Here is an 18,168-nt window from a genome sequence, read left to right on the forward strand (position 1 = left end):
TGGCGTTGTGTCCCGCCAGCCATGAACGCTGGTGGACGGTTCAGGGCGCCCGCCACACGCCCCCGACAGACTGGACAGCGTGAGGACGGCGGGGTTGTCAGTGCTCGGGCATACCGTCTGGCTCATGACGAACAAACCCTCTGACAACTGGCGTGCCAGGATGGCCGAGACGGCCTGCGAGTTGGCGGCCGGGACCTTGTCCCAGGAGCGCGCCGGCGTGGCTGATGTCTATACCGAGTCGTTGCTGCGGGCGACGGACGCTGCCCTGGAGGCCTTCGAAGACGAGGTGCGCGCACTGAGGGAGCCGTCCGATGCAGCTGTCTTCGGGGCTGTTGAAAGGGTGGTTCTCGCACTCAATGCGATCGACGGCGACGACCAGCATGGCGGCGCTGGCTTCTGCACGGAGGAGCGGGAGCAGCTGTGCGAGTACATCGACCTCACCTTGAGCGAGCACGGTGTGGACGTGGCCGCTCTGGCGGCGAGGCGGGGCATCGATCGGTCGGAGATCACGGACCGCTGGCGCGACTGGTGATGCCCGAGAGCTGTACCGCAGCGCTGTACGGCAACTCCAGCAGCCAGCCCCCCCATAGTGCCCGTACGGCGGCGAAGGGATCTCCTCCTTGGTGAGGAGGGCGTACCCCGGAGGAGGTAAGGGGGGAAGTGGCTCTGGCGGGGGACGCGGTGCGGCGGGGGCCTCGGTACGGTTTTGAAGACCGTTGGACCTGAAATAAGGGGGGCTCTCATGGGGCTGTTCGGAAACGCGCACACCGTCGACCCCGTGTCGGCGCAGCGGGACTACGCGCGTCTGCTGGGCCAGGGGGAGCAGGTGCACGCGGCGTATCTGCTGATCCGGGACACGATCCTGTTCACCGACCGGCGCCTGGTGCTCGTCGACAAGCAGGGGCTCACGGGGAAGAAGGTGGAGTACCACTCCATTCCGTACCGGAGCATCACGCACTTCTCCGTGGAGACCGCCGGCCACTTCGATCTCGACGCCGAGCTCAAGATATGGATATCGGGGAGCACGCCGCCGATCGAGAAGACCTTCACCAAGGGTGTCGACATCTACGAGGTCCAGGCGGTCCTGACGCAGTTCGTCGCCCGGTAGCCGGCCGCGGCAGACCTCTCACAGGACCCGTGGGAGACCCGTCACGGACATCACCAGGGAATAGAGCGAGGTGGTGGCGGTGATGAAGAGGCGGTTGTTCTTGGGGCCGCCGAAGGCGATGTTCGAGACCGGTTCGGGGATGCGCACGCGGCCGATCAGGGTGCCGTCCGGGGCGTAGCAGTGGACGCCGGACTCCATCGCGGCCGCCCACAGCCGGCCCTGGTCGTCGAAGCGGATGTTGTCGATCGAGGGGCAGGTGGTGAAGATGCGGTCGCCGCTCAGGGTGCCGTCGTCGGCGACCTTGAAGGCGCGGATGTGCCCGGCCGGGGTGTCGGCCGCGTACAGCTCGCTCTCGTCGGGGGAGAAGATCAGGCCGTTCGGGCCGCGGAAGGCGTCCGCGACCATGCGCACCGCGCCCGTCACCGGGTCGGCCCGGTAGAGGTTGCAGGAGCCGATCTCGCTCGGGGCGCGCAGGCCCTCGTAGTCGCTGGTGATGCCGAAGTCCGGGTCGGAGAACCAGATCGACCCGTCCGAGCGGACCACGGCGTCGTTGGGGCTGTTGAGCCGCTTTCCGTCGAAGCGGTCGGCGATGACGGTGAGGGTGCCGTCGGGTTCGGTGCGGGTGACGCGCCGGTTTCCCTGCTCACAGGTGATCAGGCGGCCTTCGCGGTCGAGGGTGTTGCCGTTGGGGTGGCCGGCCGGAGAGCGGAAGACCGAGACCGCGCCGGTCGCCTCGTCCCAGCGGAGCATCCGGTCGTTGGGGATGTCGCTCCACACCAGTTGCCGCCAGGCGGGCAGGTAGAGCGGGCCCTCCGCCCAGCGGCAGTCGTCGTAGAGGCGCTCCAGTCGCGCGTCGCCGTTGGCGCAGCGACCGGTCCGGAAGCGGTCGTCAAGAATCTCGTACAAGGTGAGATCGGCTATGGCAGACATTCATCCCCCTGATACATCAGATCTCGAATCACGTTCGGTATGGAGGTGAGATTGCAGGATCAGGTACCGTCTTCGCAAGAGCCGAGCGGCTTATGGGAGGAAGATCGCGTGGACGACATCGACCGGGCGCTCGTTCTGCGCCTTCAGCAGGACGCGGGTCAGTCGTACGCCGCCCTCGGCACCGCCGTCGGGCTCTCGGCCGGGGCCACCCATGAGCGCGTACGCAAGCTGCGCGAGCGCGGAGTCATCCGGCGGACCACCATCGACGTCGATCCCGCCGCCGTGGGCAGCGGAGTCCTCGCCTACGTGATGGTCGACTCCAACGCCTGGATGGGGGAATCCGGGGACGCCTTCGCCGGGATTCCCGAGATCCAGGAGGCGCACATCATCGCGGGCAGCGCTTCCGTGATGGTCAAGGTGCGCACGGCCTCGACCGAGCAACTGCAGGACGTCCTGCGCCGCCTCTATGCGATCGACGGGGTCAGCGGGACGCACGCCACCGTCGTCCTGGACACCTTCTTCGAGCGGTCGCTGCCGCTGTGACGTGGTGGTGCACCGGGATCCGGTGGAAGGACGGCCGCCCCGCCGTCGGCTGGTACGGCGAGGGGCGCGGCGAGCGGGCGAGCCCGTTGGCCTACGGACAGCAGGTGGGCTTCGTCGCACGCGGGGAGCGGCGCTGCCTCGGCGTGCGTCGGGCGGGGAAGCGGACGCCGTGCCCCACGGCCGCCACCGTGCCCGGCCGGAGCGGCAGTGCGCAGTGCCCCGCCTGCGCGCGCCTCGACCGGTCGTTCTCGGTGGCCGCCGACACCAATGCCGCCGATCCGCGCACCTATCGCGTGTACCTGGCGTGGTTCGGCCCCGGCCTGGTCAAGGTCGGCATCACGGCCGAGGAGCGCGGGCCGGCCAGGCTGCTGGAGCAGGGGGCGGTGACCTGGACCTGGCTGGGGCGCGGGCCGTTGATGGCCGCCCGGCGCACCGAGGAGTTGCTGCGGGCCGCCCTCGGCGTGCCGGACCGGATCGCCTACGCCCGTAAGCGCGCCGTCCGAGGTCATCTGCCTCCCGCCTCCGAACGGGCCGGGGAGGTCGCCGAGGTGCATGCCCGGGCGGCCGGGCTGCCCGCCTGGCCGGAGTCGCTGGAGCGGCTGGCGTGCGAAGTCACCGACCACGCCGGTCCGTTCGGGCTCGACGCGCTGCCCGCACCGGTGCGGGTGATCAGCGAAATGGTGCCCGGGGGCGCGGTGGTCGGTCGGCTGGTGGGCGCGGCCGGGCCCGATCTGCACCTCGCGGACGGGCTCGTGGTCGACAGCAGGCTGCTGGCCGGCTGGGAGCTGGCGGCACCGGGAGCCGGGGCCGTGACGGCGGTGCCGGTGGCCCGGATCCCGTCCGTCGCCACCGCCGCCGATGGCCAGGACGGGCTGTTCTGAGGACCCCGGCGGATCCGAGGAGCACGGCCGGGCCGCGCACTCGGTCAAAATTTGGATCCCTTACGCCTCCCGGGGCGCTTTCCTGTGGACATGCCAGGGATGTCAGGCAGAGGGTGGGAGATATGAGCACCCAGCCGGTACGGGCCTTCGAACCGCCTTACGTGATGGCCGTTTTCACCAGTGTCCGCACTGGCGAGGACAGCGGTTACCCGCAGACCCTCGCCCGGATGGAGGAGATAGTCCGCGACAACCCGGGCTTGCTCGGTTACGAGTCCGCGGGCACGCCCGGGGGCCTCGGCATCACCGTCGCCTACTTCCGCGACCATGATTCCCTCGGCGCTTGGCGCCAGGACCTGGAACACCAGGCGGCCATGAGGCAGGGGCGCGCCGACTGGTACGAGAGCTACACCCTGCACGTCGGAACCGTCGAGCGGAGCCACGGCTTTGTCCGCAACGGCTGAGGCGGTCCACGCCTTCCGGGAGCGGCTCCGGCTGCCGGGACTGGTCGACGTCCACACGCACTTCATGCCCGAGCGCGTCCTGGACAAGGTGTGGGACTACTTCGACGCGGTCGGTCCGCTGACGGGCGTCCCGTGGCCGATCACCTACCGGCAGGAGGAGGAGCAGCGCGTCGCGCTCCTGCGGGAGTTCGGGGTCCGGGCCTTCACCGCCATGCTCTATCCGCACAAGCCGCAGATGGCCGCCTGGCTCAATGCCTGGTCCGCCGATTTCGCGGCCCGGACCCCCGACTGCCTGCACACCGCGACCTTCTTCCCCGAGGCGGGCGCGGACGCGTACGTACGCCAGGCCCTCGACGCGGGGGCGCGGATCTTCAAGGCACACCTCCAGGTCGGCGGATACGACCCGAACGACGACCGGCTGGACCCCGTCTGGGGGCTGCTCGCCGAGGCCTCCGTCCCGACAGTGATCCACTGCGGTTCGGGGCCCGTACCGGGCCGGCACACCGGGCCCGGGCCGATTGCCGAGCTCCTGGCCCGGCATCCGCGGCTGCCGCTGGTGATCGCCCACATGGGCATGCCCGAGTACGCCGAATTCCTCGGCCTCGCCGACCGGTACACCGAGGTGCGCCTCGATACGACCATGGCGTTCACCGACTTCTCCGAGCAGTTCAGCGGCTTCCCGCCCGGGGATCTGGGGCGGCTCGCGGACCTCGGGGACCGGATCCTGCTGGGCACCGACTTCCCGAACATCCCCTACCCGTACGAGCACCAGCTCGCCGCTCTCGAACGGCTCGGGCTCGGCGACGACTGGCTGCGCGCGGTCTGCCACGACAATGCCGCCCGGTTGTTCCGCCTGGGCGGCCCCGACCGCCTCCACGGCCCCGACCGCCTCGACGGCTCCGACCGGCTCGATGGCCCCGTCCGCCCGCTCGGCTGAGCGGCGTCGATTCTCAGGAGATTCACAGGAAGGGACAAGAACGCTCTCAGAGGCACCGGCCAACGTGAACGCATGACCGCGCCGACGACTTCACACGCGTCCACGTCCACCAGCAACGCCACGGCCCTCGTCCGACCGGACGGCGGCCCCTGCCGGGTGCTCGTCGTCGACGACGAGGCCGCGCTGTCCGAGCTGCTGTCCCTGGCCCTGCGCTACGAGGGCTGCGAGGTCCGCACCGCCGGCGACGGGGCGGACGCGGTGCGCGCCGCACGGCAGTTCCGGCCGGACGTCGTGGTCCTCGACATCATGCTCCCGGACATGGACGGGCTGGCCGTCCTCGGGCGCTTGCGCCGGGAGATCCCGTACGTGCCGGTGCTGTTCCTGACGGCCAAGGATTCCGTCGGGGACCGCATCGCGGGCCTCACGGCGGGTGGCGACGACTACGTCAGCAAGCCGTTCAGCCTGGAGGAGGTCGTGGCCCGGCTGCGCGGGCTCGTCCGCCGCTCCGGCGCGGCGCGGGCGGCGCGAGGAGGTTCGGTGCTGGCCGTCGGCGATCTGCGGCTCGACGAGGACAGCCACGAGGTGACGCGGGGAGGGCAGGAGATCCACCTGACCGCCACCGAGTTCGAGCTGCTGCGCTACCTGATGCGCAACCCGCGGCGCGTGCTGAGCAAGGCGCAGATCCTGGACCGGGTGTGGTCCTACGACTTCGGCGGCCAGGCCAACGTGGTCGAGCTGTACATCTCCTACCTGCGCCGGAAGTTGGAGAGCGGGCCCGGACGGGCACCGATGATCCACACCCGGCGCGGCGCCGGCTACCTGATCAAACCTGCCGAGTAATGCGCCCGGGCCTTGGTCGCTGCCCCGGCCCCGGCCCTGATCAAGGCCCCGCTCCTGACCCGGGCCCCGGCCTTGACCCCGACCCCGACCCCAACCCCGACCCTGGCCTTGATTCCGGCCCGGGCCGTGGGCCCGGCCTCGGCCCCCGCTCCCCCCGCGTGCGTCGCGGTCCGCGCCGCCTTCCGGTGGTGGTCGGGGGCCCTGGTCCCTGGGCACCCGGCTCGTCGTATCGGCGGTCGCGCTGATCGCGGTGGTCGGCGCGGCCCTCAGCACCGTCATCGTCACCACCCTCGCGCTGCGCTCCTGCCTCGCCGGCGAGGCAGGACGAACAGCTGGGCACCGCCGTGCAGATGGCCTCCGAGGTGCCCGACGCCAAGTTCCGTCGCGACGGCAAGCGCAGCTTCCTCCTGGCTCCCGGCACCCCGCTGGGTACCGCCGGGCTCCGCCTCGACCCGGACGGCAGGCCGTACGGGACGGGCCGCAGCGTCTCCGCCGAGGGGCCCGACCGCGACCACCGGGTACCGCTGACGCCCGCCCAGGCCGGCGCCTTCGCGAGCGTAGCCAAGTCGGGCTCCCGCGAGGCGGTGGATCTTGACCTGCCCGGGCTCGGCCCGTACCGCGTACTGCCCGCAGCCGGCCGCAGCCTCGTACTGGGCTTCCCGCTGCCCGAGGCCGACCGCACCGTGCGCACCCTGATCGCGGTGGAGGTCTGCGTCTCCCTGGCCGGAGTGATCGCGGCCTCCCTGGCCGGACAGGCCCTGGTCGGGGTCGCGCTGCGCCCACTGCACCGGGTGGCCGCCACCGCCACCCGGGTCTCCGAACTCACCCTGGACAGCGGCGAACCCGCGCTTCACGAGCGGGTCTCGGAGGCCGAGGCCGACCCGCGCACCGAAGTGGGTGAGGTCGGCGCGGCCCTCAACCGCCTGCTGGGCCATGTGTCCTCGGCCCTCATGGCACGCCAGCAGAGCGAGGCCCGGTCCGGCAGTTCGTCGCCGACGCCAGTCACGAGCTGCGCACGCCGCTGGCTTCCATCGGCGGCTACGCGGAACTGACCCGCCGGGGACCGGAGGAGCCCGGTCCCGACACCCGGCACGCACTGGGCCGCATCGAGTCCGAGGCGACCCGCATGACCGGCCTGGTCGAGGACTTGCTGCTGCTGGCCCGCCTCGACGCGGGCCGCCCGCTCTCTACCGCGGACACGGATACGGGGAGGGACGGGGACACGGGCCGGGACACCGATACCGCCACCGACCTCGCCCCGTTCGTCATAGACGCCGTCAGCGATGCCCGGGCCGCCGGGCCGGAGCATCACTGGCGGCTGCGGCTTCCGGACGAGCCCGTCCCCGTCCGCGGTGACCCGGCCGGGATCCAACAGGTCCTGGTCAAGCCTCCTCGCCAACGCCCGCATCCACACCCCGCCGGGCACCACCATCACCGCCGATGTTTCACGTGAAACATCGGCCGTCCGGCTGCGGATCGAGGATGACGGTCCGGGGATCCCGGCCGCCCTCCTCCCCCATGTCTTCGAGCGCTTCGCCCGAGGGGACGCGTCCCGCTCCCGGGCCGCGGGGTCCACCGGCCTCGGGCTCGCCATCGTCCACGCTGTGGTCTCGGCGCACGGTGGGCGGGTCGCCGTGGAGAGTCAGCCGGGCCGGACCCGCTTCGAGGTCCTGCTGCCGCTGGCCGAGAGCGCCTCGAAGAGCCGACCGCCGGAGTGAGGGACGAGGTTCAACGCTTGGCCGCGGTCCCCGCCGCGACTCCAGCCGGAGTGCCGGCAGCGCTGTCATCCATGGCCACGGTCTCCGTGGCACCGGCCACGGCCGGGGCGTGGCCCGCCGGCTTGGACCTCAGCGCGACCTCCCTGATGAACACCACCAGGACCAGCGAGAGCAGCGCGAACGGGGCGGAGTAGAGGAAGACGTCGCCGACGCCGTGCCCGTACGCGGTCTCCATGACCTCGCGGAACGGTGCGGGCAGCTTGTCGAGGTCGGGGATCCCGCCCCCGGCGGTGCCGCCGTGGCCCAGTGCCGCGGCCTTGGGGCCCAGCGCTGTCAGTCCGTCCTGCACGTAGTGGCTGACCTGGCTGGCCATGACCGCGCCGAGCGCCGAGACGCCCATGGCGCCGCCGAGCGAGCGGAAGAACGTGACGACCGAGCTGGCCGCGCCCAGGTCCTCCGGGGCCACCTGGTTCTGCGTGGCGAGGACCAGGTTCTGCATCATCATGCCGAGACCGAGGCCGGTCAGCGCCATGTAGACGGCGATGTGCCAGTACGGGGTGTCGTACCGCAGTGTGCCCAGCAGGCCGAGTCCGGCCGTCAGCAGTACGCCACCGAGGACGAGCCATGCCTTCCACTTGCCGGTCCTGGTGATCACCAGACCGGAAAGGGTGGAGGAGACGAAGAGCCCGGCGATCATCGGAATCGTGAGGACTCCGGACATCGTGGGGGACTCACCGCGGGCCAGCTGGAAGAACTGGCTGAAAAAGACGGTCCCGGAGAACATCGCGACGCCCACGCACATCGAGGCCGCCGAGGCCAGGGTGATGGTCTTGTTGCGGAACAGGCGCAGCGGGATGATCGGGTCGCTCGCCCGGGACTCGACGAGGATGAAGAGCAGGCCGAGAGCCACCGAGCCGCCGGTCATCGCCCAGGTCTGCCAGGAGATCCACTCGTAGGAGTCGCCGGCCTGGGTGACCCAGATCAGCAGCAGCGAGACGGCTCCGCTGATCAGGAAGGCGCCCAGCCAGTCGACCTTGACGTCGCGGCGCACGACCGGCAGCCGCAGCGTCTTCTGGAGGACGATCAGAGCAATGATCGCGAAGGGCACGCCGACATAGAAGCACCAGCGCCAGCCCAGCCACTCGGTGTCCGTGATCACTCCGCCCAGCAGGGGGCCGCCGACGGTGGCGACGGCGAAGACCGCGCCGAGGTAGCCGCTGTACCGGCCGCGTTCGCGCGGGGAGATCATCGCGGCCATCACGATCTGGGCGAGTGCGGAGAGGCCGCCGACACCGATGCCCTGGACCACGCGGCAGGCGATGAGCATGCCGGTGCTCTGCGACATGCCCGCGACCACGGAACCGAGTACGTAGATCACGAGGGATATCTGGACCAGCAGCTTCTTGCTGAAGAGGTCGGACAGCTTGCCCCACAGGGGCGTCGCGGCCGTCATCGACAGCAGAGCAGCGGTGACGACCCAGGTGTACGAGGACTGGGTGCCGCCGAGGTCGCTGATGATCTGGGGCAGGGCGTTGGAGACGATCGTGGAGGACAGGATCGCCACGAACATGCCGAGCATCAGCCCGGACAGCGCCTTCATGATCTGCGGGTGGGTCATGGACGTGGACGTGCCGTCGGACTTCGTCTCCGACTGGCCGCCGCCTCCCCGCGCTCCGGTGGGCGTGGTCGAAGCCATGTGTTTCCTTTGTCTAGAAGCTCGATCGGAGTCGGGCCAGCAGGGTGTTGAGTCCATCGATGTCCTCGGCGGACCAGTCGGCCAGGGCTCTTTCCAGCGCCCCCGTGTACCGGGCGGCGAGCTCGGTCAGGAGCGTGCGCCCGGCCGGGGTGAGCCGCAGGATCCGGCAGCGGCCGTCGCCCGGGTCGGTCTCCCGCTCGATCCAGCCGCGGTCGGCGACGTGGGCGACGTGCCGGCTGGTCACGGACATGTCGATGGCCATGAACTCGGCCAGCCGGCTCAGCCTCATCTCGCCGTGCCGGTCGAGCACGGTGAGGACGGCGGCGGAGCCGGGCGGGCACTCGGCAGGCAGGATGCGGGCGAGGTCGCGTTTGACCGCGCCGATTCCGGTGAGCTGGCGGGCCAGCTCCTCGTACCGAGTGGGAGCCGGTCTTCCGGCTCTGGGTGTAGTTGGTGCGCTCGGCGTTCTTGGAGTAGTCGGAGTGGTCACCGGGCTGCCCCTCATCTTGTTGCTTAGAGCAACCATAGAAGCGGATGGTTGCTACACGCAAATGAATCGTGGGGGTCGAGCGGTAAAGGAATGGGAAAACCCGCTAGGGTCCTGACCCATGGCTGCGAACCACAACTCACAGGGCCCCGAGGGCAACTACGACCCCGCGGGCAGCACTCAGATGTTCCGGGCGTTCGTGGAAGAGGCCGCGCCGGCCCGGCAGGCAGGGCCCGGAGCCCGCCAGCAGCGCCGCGCGCAGCAGCAGGAGCAGCGCGCCGGCTCCAGGAAGGGCCTGTGGCTGGGGCTGGCCCTCGGTCTGGTGCTCGTGGTCGGCGCGGTCGTCTGGTTCGCGGCCGGCTAGGGCGGCCCGTGCACCCACCGCCCGCCCCAAGCCGGCTCCAGCTCAGCTCCAGGTGGCGCTGACCTTCCGGGTCTCCACGCGCATGCCCAGCGGCACCCGCCAGGACTCCAGGCACACCGTGTAGGTCTGCGTCTTCGCGCCACCGCCCGGTATCGGCGCCGGCAGTGGCTGGGTGGTGGTGATCGTGGCCCAGTGGATGCCGAGGGCGCCGATGACGTGGGTGGCGAAGGTGACCGTGCCCGCACGGGCGGCGGTGCTGCCGGTGTTGGTGAAGGTGACGGTGACCCGCTCGCACCAGCGGTCGCCCGCGGCCGCCGTCGAGAGCGCGGACAAGGTCAGCCGCGCCGCGGTGGGCGGTGCGGGCGCTGTAGGCGGGGTGGCCGGAGGCGGAGCCGGGGCCGAAGTGCCCGGTCCGGGAGCGGGGCCAGTGGGTGCGCCGGGTGTGCCGGGTGTGCCGGGTGCGCCGGGTGTGTTCGGCGGGCCCGGGGTGCCGGGCGCGGTGCCGGGGCTCCCGGGCGCAGGTCCGGGATTGGCGGCCGAGCCGGCTGCGGGGGGTGATGCGGAGCCGCCGGGTGGGGGGTTCGTCGCTCGGCTCTCGGCGGAGCCGCCCGGCGGTATGGATGCCGGCGCACTTGTCGACGTACTGGACGACGCGGAGGATCCGCCCGTCGCCGACGGGACGCCGAGCTGCTGGAACTCCACCCGGCCTTGCGGCGCCACGTTCTCCCCCGCGCCCCGTTCGGGGCCCGGGGCCGCCGCGCCCACGGCGGCGTAACCGTCCGGCGTGGAACCGCCGCAGCCGGCGAGGCCGGCGGCGGCCGTGCAGCACAAGGCGAGGAGGACGGCCGCTCTCGATCCCTTTCGCATCGCGCCAGTTTTCCTGACGCTCCGTCAATTGGGAAGGGAGAGCGGCACTCCAGCCGGGCCTGTTACTCGCCGATGAGCCCCACGCGCAGCTGCGCGAGCGTGCGGGTGAGCAGCCGCGAGACGTGCATCTGGGAGATGCCGACCTCTTCGCCGATCTGGGACTGCGTCATGTTCGCGAAGAACCGCAGCATGATGATCTGCCGTTCGCGGGGCGGGAGTTTGGCGAGCAGCGGCTTGAGCGACTCGCGGTACTCGACGCCTTCGAGCGCGGTGTCCTCGTAGCCGAGCCGGTCCGCGAGCGAGCCCTCGCCGCCCTCGTCCTCGGGGGACGGGGAATCGAGCGAGGAGGCGGTGTAGGCGTTGCCGACGGCGAGACCGTCGACCACGTCCTCCTCCGAGACCCCGAGCACGGCGGCGAGCTCCGGCACGGTCGGCGAGCGGTCCAGCTTCTGGGCGAGCTCGTCGCTGGCCTTGGTCAGCGCGAGGCGCAGCTCCTGGAGCCTGCGCGGGACGCGGACGGACCAGGAGGTGTCCCTAAAGAATCGTTTGATCTCGCCCACGACGGTCGGCATCGCGAACGTGGGGAACTCGACGCCGCGTTCGCAGTCGAACCGGTCGATCGCCTTGATCAGGCCGATCGTGCCGACCTGGACGATGTCCTCCATCGGCTCGTTGCGGCTGCGGAAGCGGGCAGCGGCGTACCGCACGAGGGGCAGATTCAGCTCGATCAGGGTGTCGCGTACGTACACCCGGTCCGGGCTGTCCGCGTCCAGAGCGGCGAGCCGCTGGAAGAGGGAGCGGGACAGGGTGCGGGTGTCGATGGCTTCCGAGCGGTCGGACACTGCCGGAGTCGCGCTCTTGACAAGCGTGAGCACCTTGGAGCTGCCCTGGTCTACGGACATGCCACCCCCTTGAGGTCGCGGACGGTCGCGTGCGGTGCGCCCGTCGGAGGAACGCAGCCTCCACCTGAATACCGGAGGCGGGGCTGCGGCAAACGCGGTTCCAGCAGAATGTCACATGTCGGCAACACGCTGTAGCGCCAAGTCGACATATATCTCCAGCGACAGAAGCGGAGGAGTCCGATCTGTCGGGAAACACGGGGGCGAGCTACACCCGTTCCGGTTACGCCTCGATCCTGTTTGCGGATCGCAGTCGGGCGAAGCTCCGGGCCAGTAGCCGGGAGACGTGCATCTGGGAGACGCCGAGCTCCGCACTGATCTGCGACTGCGTCAGGTTGTTGTAGTACCGCAGGAGCAGGATCCGCTGCTCCCGTTCGGGCAGTTGTACGAGGAGGTGGCGGACGAGGTCGCGGTGTTCGACCCCGGCCAGTTCCGGGTCCTCGTAGCCGAGGCGGTCCAGCAGCCCGGGCAGTCCGTCGCCCTCCTGGGCGGCCTCCAGCGAGGTCGCGTGGTAGCTCCGCCCGGCCTCGATGCAGGACAGCACCTCTTCCTCCGGGATGCGCAGCCGCTCGGCGATCTCGGCGGTGGTCGGGGTGCGCCCGTGGAGCGTGGTGAGGTCCTCGGTGGCGGCGTTGACCTGCACCCACAGCTCGTGGAGGCGGCGCGGGACGTGAACGGTGCGGACGTTGTCGCGGAAGTACCGCTTGATCTCGCCCACGACGGTCGGCATCGCGAAGGTCGGGAACTGCACGCCGCGGTCCGGGTCGAACCGGTCGATGGCGTTGATCAGACCGATGGTGCCGACCTGGACCACGTCCTCCATGGGTTCGTTGCGGCTGCGGAAGCGGGCGGCCGCGTACCGGACGAGCGGGAGGTTCGCCTCGATCAGGGCCCCGCGGACCCGGGTGTGCTCGCTGGTGCCCCGCTCCAGGTTCTTCAGCTCCCCGAAGAGGACCTGGGTGAGGGCCCGGGTGTCCGCGCCGCGGCTCTGTGGTCTCGGCGCTACCGGGGGCTCCTCCTGGGACTCCTGCTGAGGCGGAACCTGAGGATCCTGCTGGGGTGGCACCTGAGGCGCAGTACTGGCCGGCACGGTCACGCCACCCCTTCAGTCAACTCATCCGTCAAAAGCGGTCATAGCATCACAAGACATGTGCACTGTGTGCAAGCACCGTATATCGCCGTGTTGAGGGCAAGTTGGGCATTGCGGGGCATTATGGTCAGTGGTGGAACGCAAAAAACCCCCACCGGTCGGAGTGGGGGCCGGGAAATCCGGAAGCCGCTGCAGCGTACGGGTTCAGGCTGCGGGTTCAGGCTACGGGCTCAGCGCACCAGTTCGGTCATGAACTCGCCGATACCGGAGGCGGCGTCCGATATGCCTTGGAAGCCGATTTCCACTATCTCGGCCGCCCGCTTCGGCTGGGTGATGATCACGAAGAGGGCGAACACGGTGAGCAGACCGGTGATGAGCTTCTTGGTGTCCACGTGCGGTTTCGGCCTCCCCAACCGGTCCTGCAAAGTCCGGTGAGTCTAACCGGTCAGGTTTGGACACTCACCCGGCCTTTAAGGACCAATGACCCGCTACTCCGGGTCTTTTGCCGCTCGGCGGGCGGTCGGGAGGGACACAGGATGGGGGGTGAGCCCGCCGGTTCTGGCAGGAAGCCGGCGGGTGAGGGACAGGACCTCACTGCGGGGTCCACGCCGCGTGCTTTCCCCCGACTGCGGCTTGGGCCGCGGGTCCCGTCCACGTCGGGGGAGTGGCTTGTCCCCCCGACGCCACTCCCCCCGCCCGCGATGAGGGCCCCGACCCCCCGGTCGGGGCCTTCACCGCTTGGCGGGCGCGGGCGCGGGCACGGACGGCGGCGTGGGGGCGGGGGTGTGGTTATTCGATGCCGCCGGCCAGCCCCAGGATGGGCTGTACGGGGGCGATCAGGGGCGCCAGCTGATTCGGCACGTCCATCAGCTGGCTGAGCTGGTTCAGCTCGTTGAGCTTCGCGCCGATCTCCTGAACGGAAGCCGGCTGGGCCCCCGCCGGCATGCCCGGAACCGCCGTCGGCAGGTCCGGGAGGGTGAGCGGGGCGATCGGAGCGGCCGAGGCGGCGGGTGCGGCGAGGCCCGCGGCGGCCCCCGCGAGGGCGAGGGCGGCGAGCATGCGCTGGGTCTTGGTCATGCCGTGACAACGGCCGAAGCGGCGGGCGGTCACGCGCCGCTGCTCCGGAAGAAGCGACCGGGACGAGCCGACCGGCAAGGACGGGACCGGGAAGGACCGGAGCGGCAAGGAGGGAACGGCAAGGACCGGAACGGCAAGGAGGGGGACCGGCAAGGACCGGAACGGCAGTGTCGGGCCGGAAGATCGGCCGGGCAGACGCCGAGAGCCCCGACCCTTGCGGGGCGGGGCTCTCGGTCAGAGCGGTAGCGGTGGGATTTGAACCCACGGATAGCTTGCACCATCACACGCTTTCGAGGCGTGCTCCTTCGGCCACTCGGACACGCTACCGAGAGAGAGCTTAGCCCAAGGTGACCCGTGCGCCGAAATCCGTATCCCCGGCGGGTTCCGTCACAGGCCGCGGAAGAAGTCCGTCAGCTGCCGCGCGCACTCCTCGGCCATCACCCCGCAGATCACCTCGGGCCGGTGGTTGAGCCTGCGGTCCCGTACGAGGTCCCACAGCGACCCCGCCGCGCCGGCCTTCTCGTCCGGCGCCCCGTAGACGACCCGGGCCACCCGCGACTGCACGAGCGCCCCCGCGCACATCACGCACGGCTCCAGCGTCACCACCAGGGTGCACCCCGGAAGCCGCCATTCACCGAGCTTGGCGGCCGCCCGGCGCAGCGCCAGTACCTCGGCGTGCGCCGTCGGGTCGCCGGTCGCCTCGCGCTCGTTGTACCCGGTGGCGAGGAGTTCGCCGTCCGGGCCGAGCACGACGGCGCCGACCGGCACATCACCGGCCGGCACCGCCCGGGCGGCCTCCTGGAGCGCCAGGCGCATGCAGTCCCGCCACGGGTCCCGTACGGGATCGGGGCCGTGCGCGTCGTGCGTGTCGTTCACTAGCGGACGGCCTCCAGGACCTCGGTGGCGCCGAGGGAGTCGGCGATCTCCGAGAGGGCGTCCCCGTCCAGGCCCAGCAGCTGCTTGTGGGTCACCCCGAGGTCGTCCAGCAGCCGGGGGTCGCCGAGCGGACCGGCCGGTACCGGCTCCGCGCCGGCTCCGCCCACCGCGTCCTCGTCGGTCTCCTCGTCCGTGAACGAGACGATCTGCTCCTCCTCGCCGTCCTCGGTGCCGTCCAGGTCCAGTTCGTCGAGTTCGTCGTCGTCCTCCTCGTCGCTGCCCAGCAGCTCTTTGGTCAGCATCGAGCCGTAGGAGCTGCGGGCGGCCGCGGGGGCGTTCGATACGAAGTACCGCGGGTCCTCCTCGCCGTCCACGCGGACGACGCCGAACCAGGCGTCCTCCTGCTCGATGAGGGCGACCACCGTGTCGTCATCGACAGCGGCGGAACGGGCGAGATCGATCAAATCACTGAGGGACTCGACATCGTCGAGTTCCATGTCGCTCGCTTCCCACCCGTCTTCGGTGCGCGCGAGCAGTGCGGCGAAATACACCGTGACTCTCCCACTGGTGTTAGGCATGCCGGTTGGAGGTCCCCCCGGCCGGAGGTTGGGGTCGAACGGCCGTCGTGCTCGCCGCCGTACCCCGCCCAATCGGCATCGTGGCAGAAACAGCGGCTTTGCGAGAGGTCTTCCGCGCTTGCGTCGTGCCGTGCCGTGCGGTTCGCGTGCCGCTCGGCGGCCGAGAGGCGGTGGTGCCATGCGCCTGCGGGGTCCCCGCGGAGGCCGCGCCGGAGAGTCGCGGCGAGGGGGCGCGGGCCCGCCCGCGGCCGGGCGTACGGGCGCCGGCACGTCCGTTAGCGGCGGTGGCCCCGGGGTCCGGCGCGGGTGGCGGGCCCGTGCCGTGCCCGGTCGTGCCGGTACGGCGTACGGGGACGGCGAGTACGGGTGAGTCGCGGCCGCGATCCCGCTCCGGCCTCTGGCGTGTCCCCGCACCGGAAGCGCCGTCGTAGCCGTCGTCGCCCTCCGCATCACGTCCGCGTCAGGTCCGCACACCGCCCGGCCCGCTGAGTCGGCCGCCGCCCCGGGGGAACGGGGTCACCAGCGGAAGGTACGCATCCGCATCTGTTGGCGCATCCGGGCCGCGCGGGCCCGGCGCGGCTGGACCCGGTCGCGCAGCTCGCGCGCCTCGTTCAGGTCGCGCAGGAACTGGGCGCGCCGCGCCCTGCGCTGCGCCGCGCTCTCCGGCGTCTCGTACGCCTCGCTGTCTTCGCTCGGCTCAATTGCGGGCATCGGCCACCACCCCGGGCTGGTCCGGTCGTCCTCCTTCGCCGGCGCGAAGCAGTCCCCCCGCACCCACCTTCCCCCGGACGGCCCGATTGATGCCACCCTCGGCCGTTGAACTGGCGGATCGTCCCAGGTCAGCCGTGAGTCGTGTGCCGTGTGCCGTGTGCCGTGAGCCAGGAGTCGCCAGCCGTCAGCCGTGCTCGGTGAGAGTGGGGACGACGGCCACCGGGCCGTGCGCGTGCTGGAGCACCGCGTTCGCCACGGAGCCCATGAGCAGCGACATGGCTCTGCGCCGCGGGTGGCGCCGACCCACCACGACCAGGGCGGCCGACCGGGAAGCGATGACCAGCCGGCCCGCCGCGTCCCCCGGTACGACGGCCTGCTCCACCGGGACGTCGCAATAGCGGGCCCGCAGCGGCGCCAGCCGCTGCGTCTGCGCGCGCAGCATCTCCCGCTCCGCCGGTACGGCCTCCCCGTCGTCGGCCAGCCCCTCCGGCGGGACCACCACGAACGGGCTGTCGATCACCATGGTCGGCGAGGGCGGGATGGCGTACGCCGAAACCACCTGGACGGTGGTCCCCCGCGCGGCGGCCTCCTCGAACGCGAACACCAGTACGTCGTCCGGGGTCTCGGAGGCGTGCAGCCCGAGCACCACCCGGCCGGCGGAGACCTCCGCGGCGGCGTCGGTGCCCCGCCCCGCGCCCCGGTCCGCGTGCGGGACCACCACGACCGGGCAGGGCGCGGTGGTGGCGACGGCGCGGCTGTTGGAGCCGAGCAGCAGGGTGGCGAAGCCGCCGCGTCCCCGTGACCCCATCACCAGCATCAGGGCCCCGGACCCGATGACCCTCAGGGCCTCCGGCACGGCGCCCTCCAGTGACTCGTACCCCACCTGCTCCGGAGGTTCGGCGGCGGTGTCGAGGAGCGCCCGGAGTCGGTCGATCACGGGGTCGGTGAACTCCTCCGGCTCGGCCGCGTGGTCCAGGGCGGCCCGGCGGCCCGCGTACAACTGCGCCTCGTCGGGCAGTACGTGGACGACCAACAGCCCGGCGCGGTGCCGCACGGCCGCGGCCCTTGCCCACTCCAGGGCCCTGAGGCTGTGGTCGGATCCGTCGACCGCCGCGATCACCTGTCCGCTCCTCACCAATCCAGCGTCCTGCGGGTGCGCGCGGCCCGCATCCCCAGCCACCGGGGCGCGGCCGGGCCCGTGGACGCCCGGGGGGCGCGGCACCGCGTAGCCTCTTGGGGGTGGGTCGCGCCGTGCGGCCGCCGTTTTCGCAGGCAGCGGGGTCGCAGGTCGAAGGTCGAGCCCTGAAGCTGAGTCTTGGAGGATGTTGTGCGTTTGCAGGTCGTCGATCACCCCTTGGTGGCGCACAAACTGACCGCCCTGCGCGACAAGCGCACCGACTCCCCCACCTTCCGGCGGCTCGCCGACGAGCTGGTGACGCTCCTCGCGTACGAGGCCACCCGGGACGTGCGCACCGAGCAGTCGGACATCGAGACACCGGTCGGCCCCACCACGGGTGTGAAGCTCTCCCACCCGCGCCCGCTGGTCGTGCCGATCCTGCGCGCCGGTCTGGGCATGCTCGACGGCATGGTGCGGCTGCTGCCGACCGCCGAGGTGGGCTTCCTGGGCATGGTCCGCAACGAGGAGACCCTGGAGGCCTCCACGTACGCGACGCGCATGCCGGAGGACCTCTCCGGACGGCAGGTCTACGTCGTCGACCCGATGCTCGCCACCGGCGGCACGCTCGTCGTGGCGATCCGGGAGCTCATCAAGCGCGGCGCGGACGACGTCACCGCCGTGGTGCTGCTGGCGGCGCCCGAGGGCGTCGAGATCATGGAGCGCGAGCTCGCGGGCACCCCGGTGACGGTGGTGACGGCCGCGGTGGACGAACGGCTCAACGAGTACGGCTACATCGTGCCGGGGCTGGGCGACGCGGGCGACCGCATGTACGGCTCGGCCGAGTAGGGCGCCGTAGCGCCGGGCGCAGCCGAACGGGGAGGCTTAGCGCCGGACGGAGCCGCCGTGGAGCGCGTAGCGCCACATGGCTCCGGACGGAGCCGCGTGCGGCTCGCCGGTCGCCGGGCAGGCGCGCGGCGAGCCGTTACGA

Annotated in this window: 21 protein-coding genes, 1 tRNA gene and 1 pseudogene; 10 read left to right on the top strand and 13 right to left on the bottom strand. The window is 71.3% G+C overall.

Features of this window, described 5'->3' with window-relative positions:
• Window positions 1-124 precede the first annotated feature (124 nt).
• Together ACWDX7_RS16435 and ACWDX7_RS16440 are read left to right on the top strand one after the other, a co-directional pair.
• Window positions 125-532 carry a hypothetical protein gene (locus tag ACWDX7_RS16435; protein ID WP_451488717.1) on the top strand — a complete coding sequence of 136 codons (408 nt, stop codon included), beginning with the start codon at window positions 125-127 and terminating at the stop codon, window positions 530-532.
• 210 nt (window positions 533-742) lie between these two features.
• Window positions 743-1,108 carry a PH domain-containing protein gene (locus tag ACWDX7_RS16440; RefSeq protein ID WP_451488716.1) on the top strand — a complete coding sequence of 122 codons (366 nt, stop codon included), beginning with the start codon at window positions 743-745 and terminating at the stop codon, window positions 1,106-1,108.
• A gap of 18 nt (window positions 1,109-1,126) precedes the next feature.
• On the opposite strand, the gene ACWDX7_RS16445 is transcribed toward ACWDX7_RS16440, so the two are convergent.
• The gene (locus ACWDX7_RS16445) at window positions 1,127-2,038 is read right to left on the bottom strand and encodes an SMP-30/gluconolactonase/LRE family protein (protein WP_451488715.1); all 912 of its coding nucleotides are present in this window, start codon (window positions 2,036-2,038) and stop codon (window positions 1,127-1,129) included.
• A 108-nt stretch (window positions 2,039-2,146) separates the two neighbouring features.
• On the opposite strand from ACWDX7_RS16445, the gene ACWDX7_RS16450 reads away from it, so the two are divergent.
• From ACWDX7_RS16450 to ACWDX7_RS16475, 6 genes and pseudogenes are all read left to right on the top strand, one after another.
• Entirely contained in the window at window positions 2,147-2,581 is a 435-nt protein-coding gene (locus tag ACWDX7_RS16450) for an Lrp/AsnC family transcriptional regulator (RefSeq protein ID WP_451488714.1), read from the top strand.
• Window positions 2,578-3,462, top strand: a complete 885-nt coding sequence (locus ACWDX7_RS16455) for a DUF2797 domain-containing protein (RefSeq protein ID WP_451488713.1) — start codon at window positions 2,578-2,580, stop codon at window positions 3,460-3,462. The genes ACWDX7_RS16450 and ACWDX7_RS16455 overlap by 4 nt, the downstream gene beginning before the upstream one ends.
• A gap of 122 nt (window positions 3,463-3,584) precedes the next feature.
• Complete coding sequence (locus ACWDX7_RS16460) at window positions 3,585-3,923, top strand: antibiotic biosynthesis monooxygenase family protein (protein ID WP_451488712.1); 339 nt, start codon at window positions 3,585-3,587, stop codon at window positions 3,921-3,923.
• Entirely contained in the window at window positions 3,907-4,860 is a 954-nt protein-coding gene (locus tag ACWDX7_RS16465) for an amidohydrolase family protein (RefSeq protein WP_451488711.1), read from the top strand. The genes ACWDX7_RS16460 and ACWDX7_RS16465 overlap by 17 nt, the downstream gene beginning before the upstream one ends.
• 72 nt (window positions 4,861-4,932) lie before the next feature.
• The gene (locus tag ACWDX7_RS16470; RefSeq protein ID WP_451488710.1) at window positions 4,933-5,700 is read left to right on the top strand and encodes a response regulator transcription factor; all 768 of its coding nucleotides are present in this window, start codon (window positions 4,933-4,935) and stop codon (window positions 5,698-5,700) included.
• Between the two features lie 208 nt (window positions 5,701-5,908).
• Window positions 5,909-7,418: pseudogene (locus ACWDX7_RS16475) on the top strand (sensor histidine kinase).
• Window positions 7,419-7,428: 10 nt separating this feature from the next.
• On the opposite strand, the gene ACWDX7_RS16480 reads toward ACWDX7_RS16475, so the two are convergent.
• Together ACWDX7_RS16480 and ACWDX7_RS16485 are read right to left on the bottom strand one after the other, a co-directional pair.
• Window positions 7,429-9,114: an MDR family MFS transporter gene (locus ACWDX7_RS16480; protein WP_451488709.1), complete on the bottom strand. Its 1,686-nt coding sequence runs from the start codon at window positions 9,112-9,114 to the stop codon at window positions 7,429-7,431.
• Between the two features lie 13 nt (window positions 9,115-9,127).
• Window positions 9,128-9,520 (bottom strand): MarR family winged helix-turn-helix transcriptional regulator, encoded by a 393-nt coding sequence (locus ACWDX7_RS16485; protein ID WP_451488898.1) that lies wholly within the window; start codon window positions 9,518-9,520, stop codon window positions 9,128-9,130.
• Window positions 9,521-9,722: 202 nt separating this feature from the next.
• Between ACWDX7_RS16485 and ACWDX7_RS16490 the strand changes: the two genes are divergently transcribed.
• A complete protein-coding gene (locus tag ACWDX7_RS16490) occupies window positions 9,723-9,965 on the top strand; it encodes a hypothetical protein (RefSeq protein WP_451488708.1) in 243 nt (80 codons plus the stop codon).
• 42 nt (window positions 9,966-10,007) lie between these two features.
• Here the strand turns inward: ACWDX7_RS16490 and ACWDX7_RS16495 are convergent, their stop codons facing one another.
• The 10 genes from ACWDX7_RS16495 to ACWDX7_RS16540 all read right to left on the bottom strand — a co-directional run bounded on the left by ACWDX7_RS16495 (window position 10,008) and on the right by ACWDX7_RS16540 (window position 17,198).
• A complete protein-coding gene (locus ACWDX7_RS16495) occupies window positions 10,008-10,298 on the bottom strand; it encodes a hypothetical protein (RefSeq protein WP_451488707.1) in 291 nt (96 codons plus the stop codon).
• A gap of 596 nt (window positions 10,299-10,894) precedes the next feature.
• On the bottom strand, window positions 10,895-11,734 hold the full coding sequence (locus ACWDX7_RS16500; RefSeq protein WP_451488706.1) for an RNA polymerase sigma factor SigF: 840 nt from the start codon (window positions 11,732-11,734) through the stop codon (window positions 10,895-10,897).
• A gap of 220 nt (window positions 11,735-11,954) precedes the next feature.
• Window positions 11,955-12,821 (bottom strand): RNA polymerase sigma factor SigF, encoded by an 867-nt coding sequence (locus ACWDX7_RS16505; RefSeq protein WP_451488705.1) that lies wholly within the window; start codon window positions 12,819-12,821, stop codon window positions 11,955-11,957.
• Between the two features lie 230 nt (window positions 12,822-13,051).
• Window positions 13,052-13,213, bottom strand: a complete 162-nt coding sequence (locus ACWDX7_RS16510) for a hypothetical protein (RefSeq protein ID WP_451488704.1) — start codon at window positions 13,211-13,213, stop codon at window positions 13,052-13,054.
• 397 nt (window positions 13,214-13,610) lie between these two features.
• The gene (locus tag ACWDX7_RS16515) at window positions 13,611-13,898 is read right to left on the bottom strand and encodes a hypothetical protein (RefSeq protein ID WP_451488703.1); all 288 of its coding nucleotides are present in this window, start codon (window positions 13,896-13,898) and stop codon (window positions 13,611-13,613) included.
• A gap of 240 nt (window positions 13,899-14,138) precedes the next feature.
• Window positions 14,139-14,225: transfer RNA gene (locus ACWDX7_RS16520), tRNA-Ser, on the bottom strand.
• A 60-nt stretch (window positions 14,226-14,285) separates the two neighbouring features.
• Window positions 14,286-14,714 (bottom strand): tRNA adenosine(34) deaminase TadA, encoded by a 429-nt coding sequence (tadA, locus tag ACWDX7_RS16525; protein WP_451488897.1) that lies wholly within the window; start codon window positions 14,712-14,714, stop codon window positions 14,286-14,288.
• A gap of 59 nt (window positions 14,715-14,773) precedes the next feature.
• Window positions 14,774-15,325 (bottom strand): tRNA adenosine deaminase-associated protein, encoded by a 552-nt coding sequence (locus tag ACWDX7_RS16530; RefSeq protein ID WP_451488702.1) that lies wholly within the window; start codon window positions 15,323-15,325, stop codon window positions 14,774-14,776.
• A gap of 543 nt (window positions 15,326-15,868) precedes the next feature.
• On the bottom strand, window positions 15,869-16,063 hold the full coding sequence (locus ACWDX7_RS16535) for a hypothetical protein (protein WP_451488701.1): 195 nt from the start codon (window positions 16,061-16,063) through the stop codon (window positions 15,869-15,871).
• A gap of 184 nt (window positions 16,064-16,247) precedes the next feature.
• Window positions 16,248-17,198, bottom strand: a complete 951-nt coding sequence (locus ACWDX7_RS16540) for a universal stress protein (protein ID WP_451488700.1) — start codon at window positions 17,196-17,198, stop codon at window positions 16,248-16,250.
• A gap of 192 nt (window positions 17,199-17,390) precedes the next feature.
• Between ACWDX7_RS16540 and upp the strand changes: the two genes are divergently transcribed.
• Window positions 17,391-18,026: a uracil phosphoribosyltransferase gene (gene upp / locus ACWDX7_RS16545; protein WP_451488699.1), complete on the top strand. Its 636-nt coding sequence runs from the start codon at window positions 17,391-17,393 to the stop codon at window positions 18,024-18,026.
• The last annotated feature ends 142 nt before the right edge of the window (window positions 18,027-18,168 follow it).

The sequence above is a fragment of the Streptomyces sp. NPDC003034 genome (assembly GCF_053591375.1).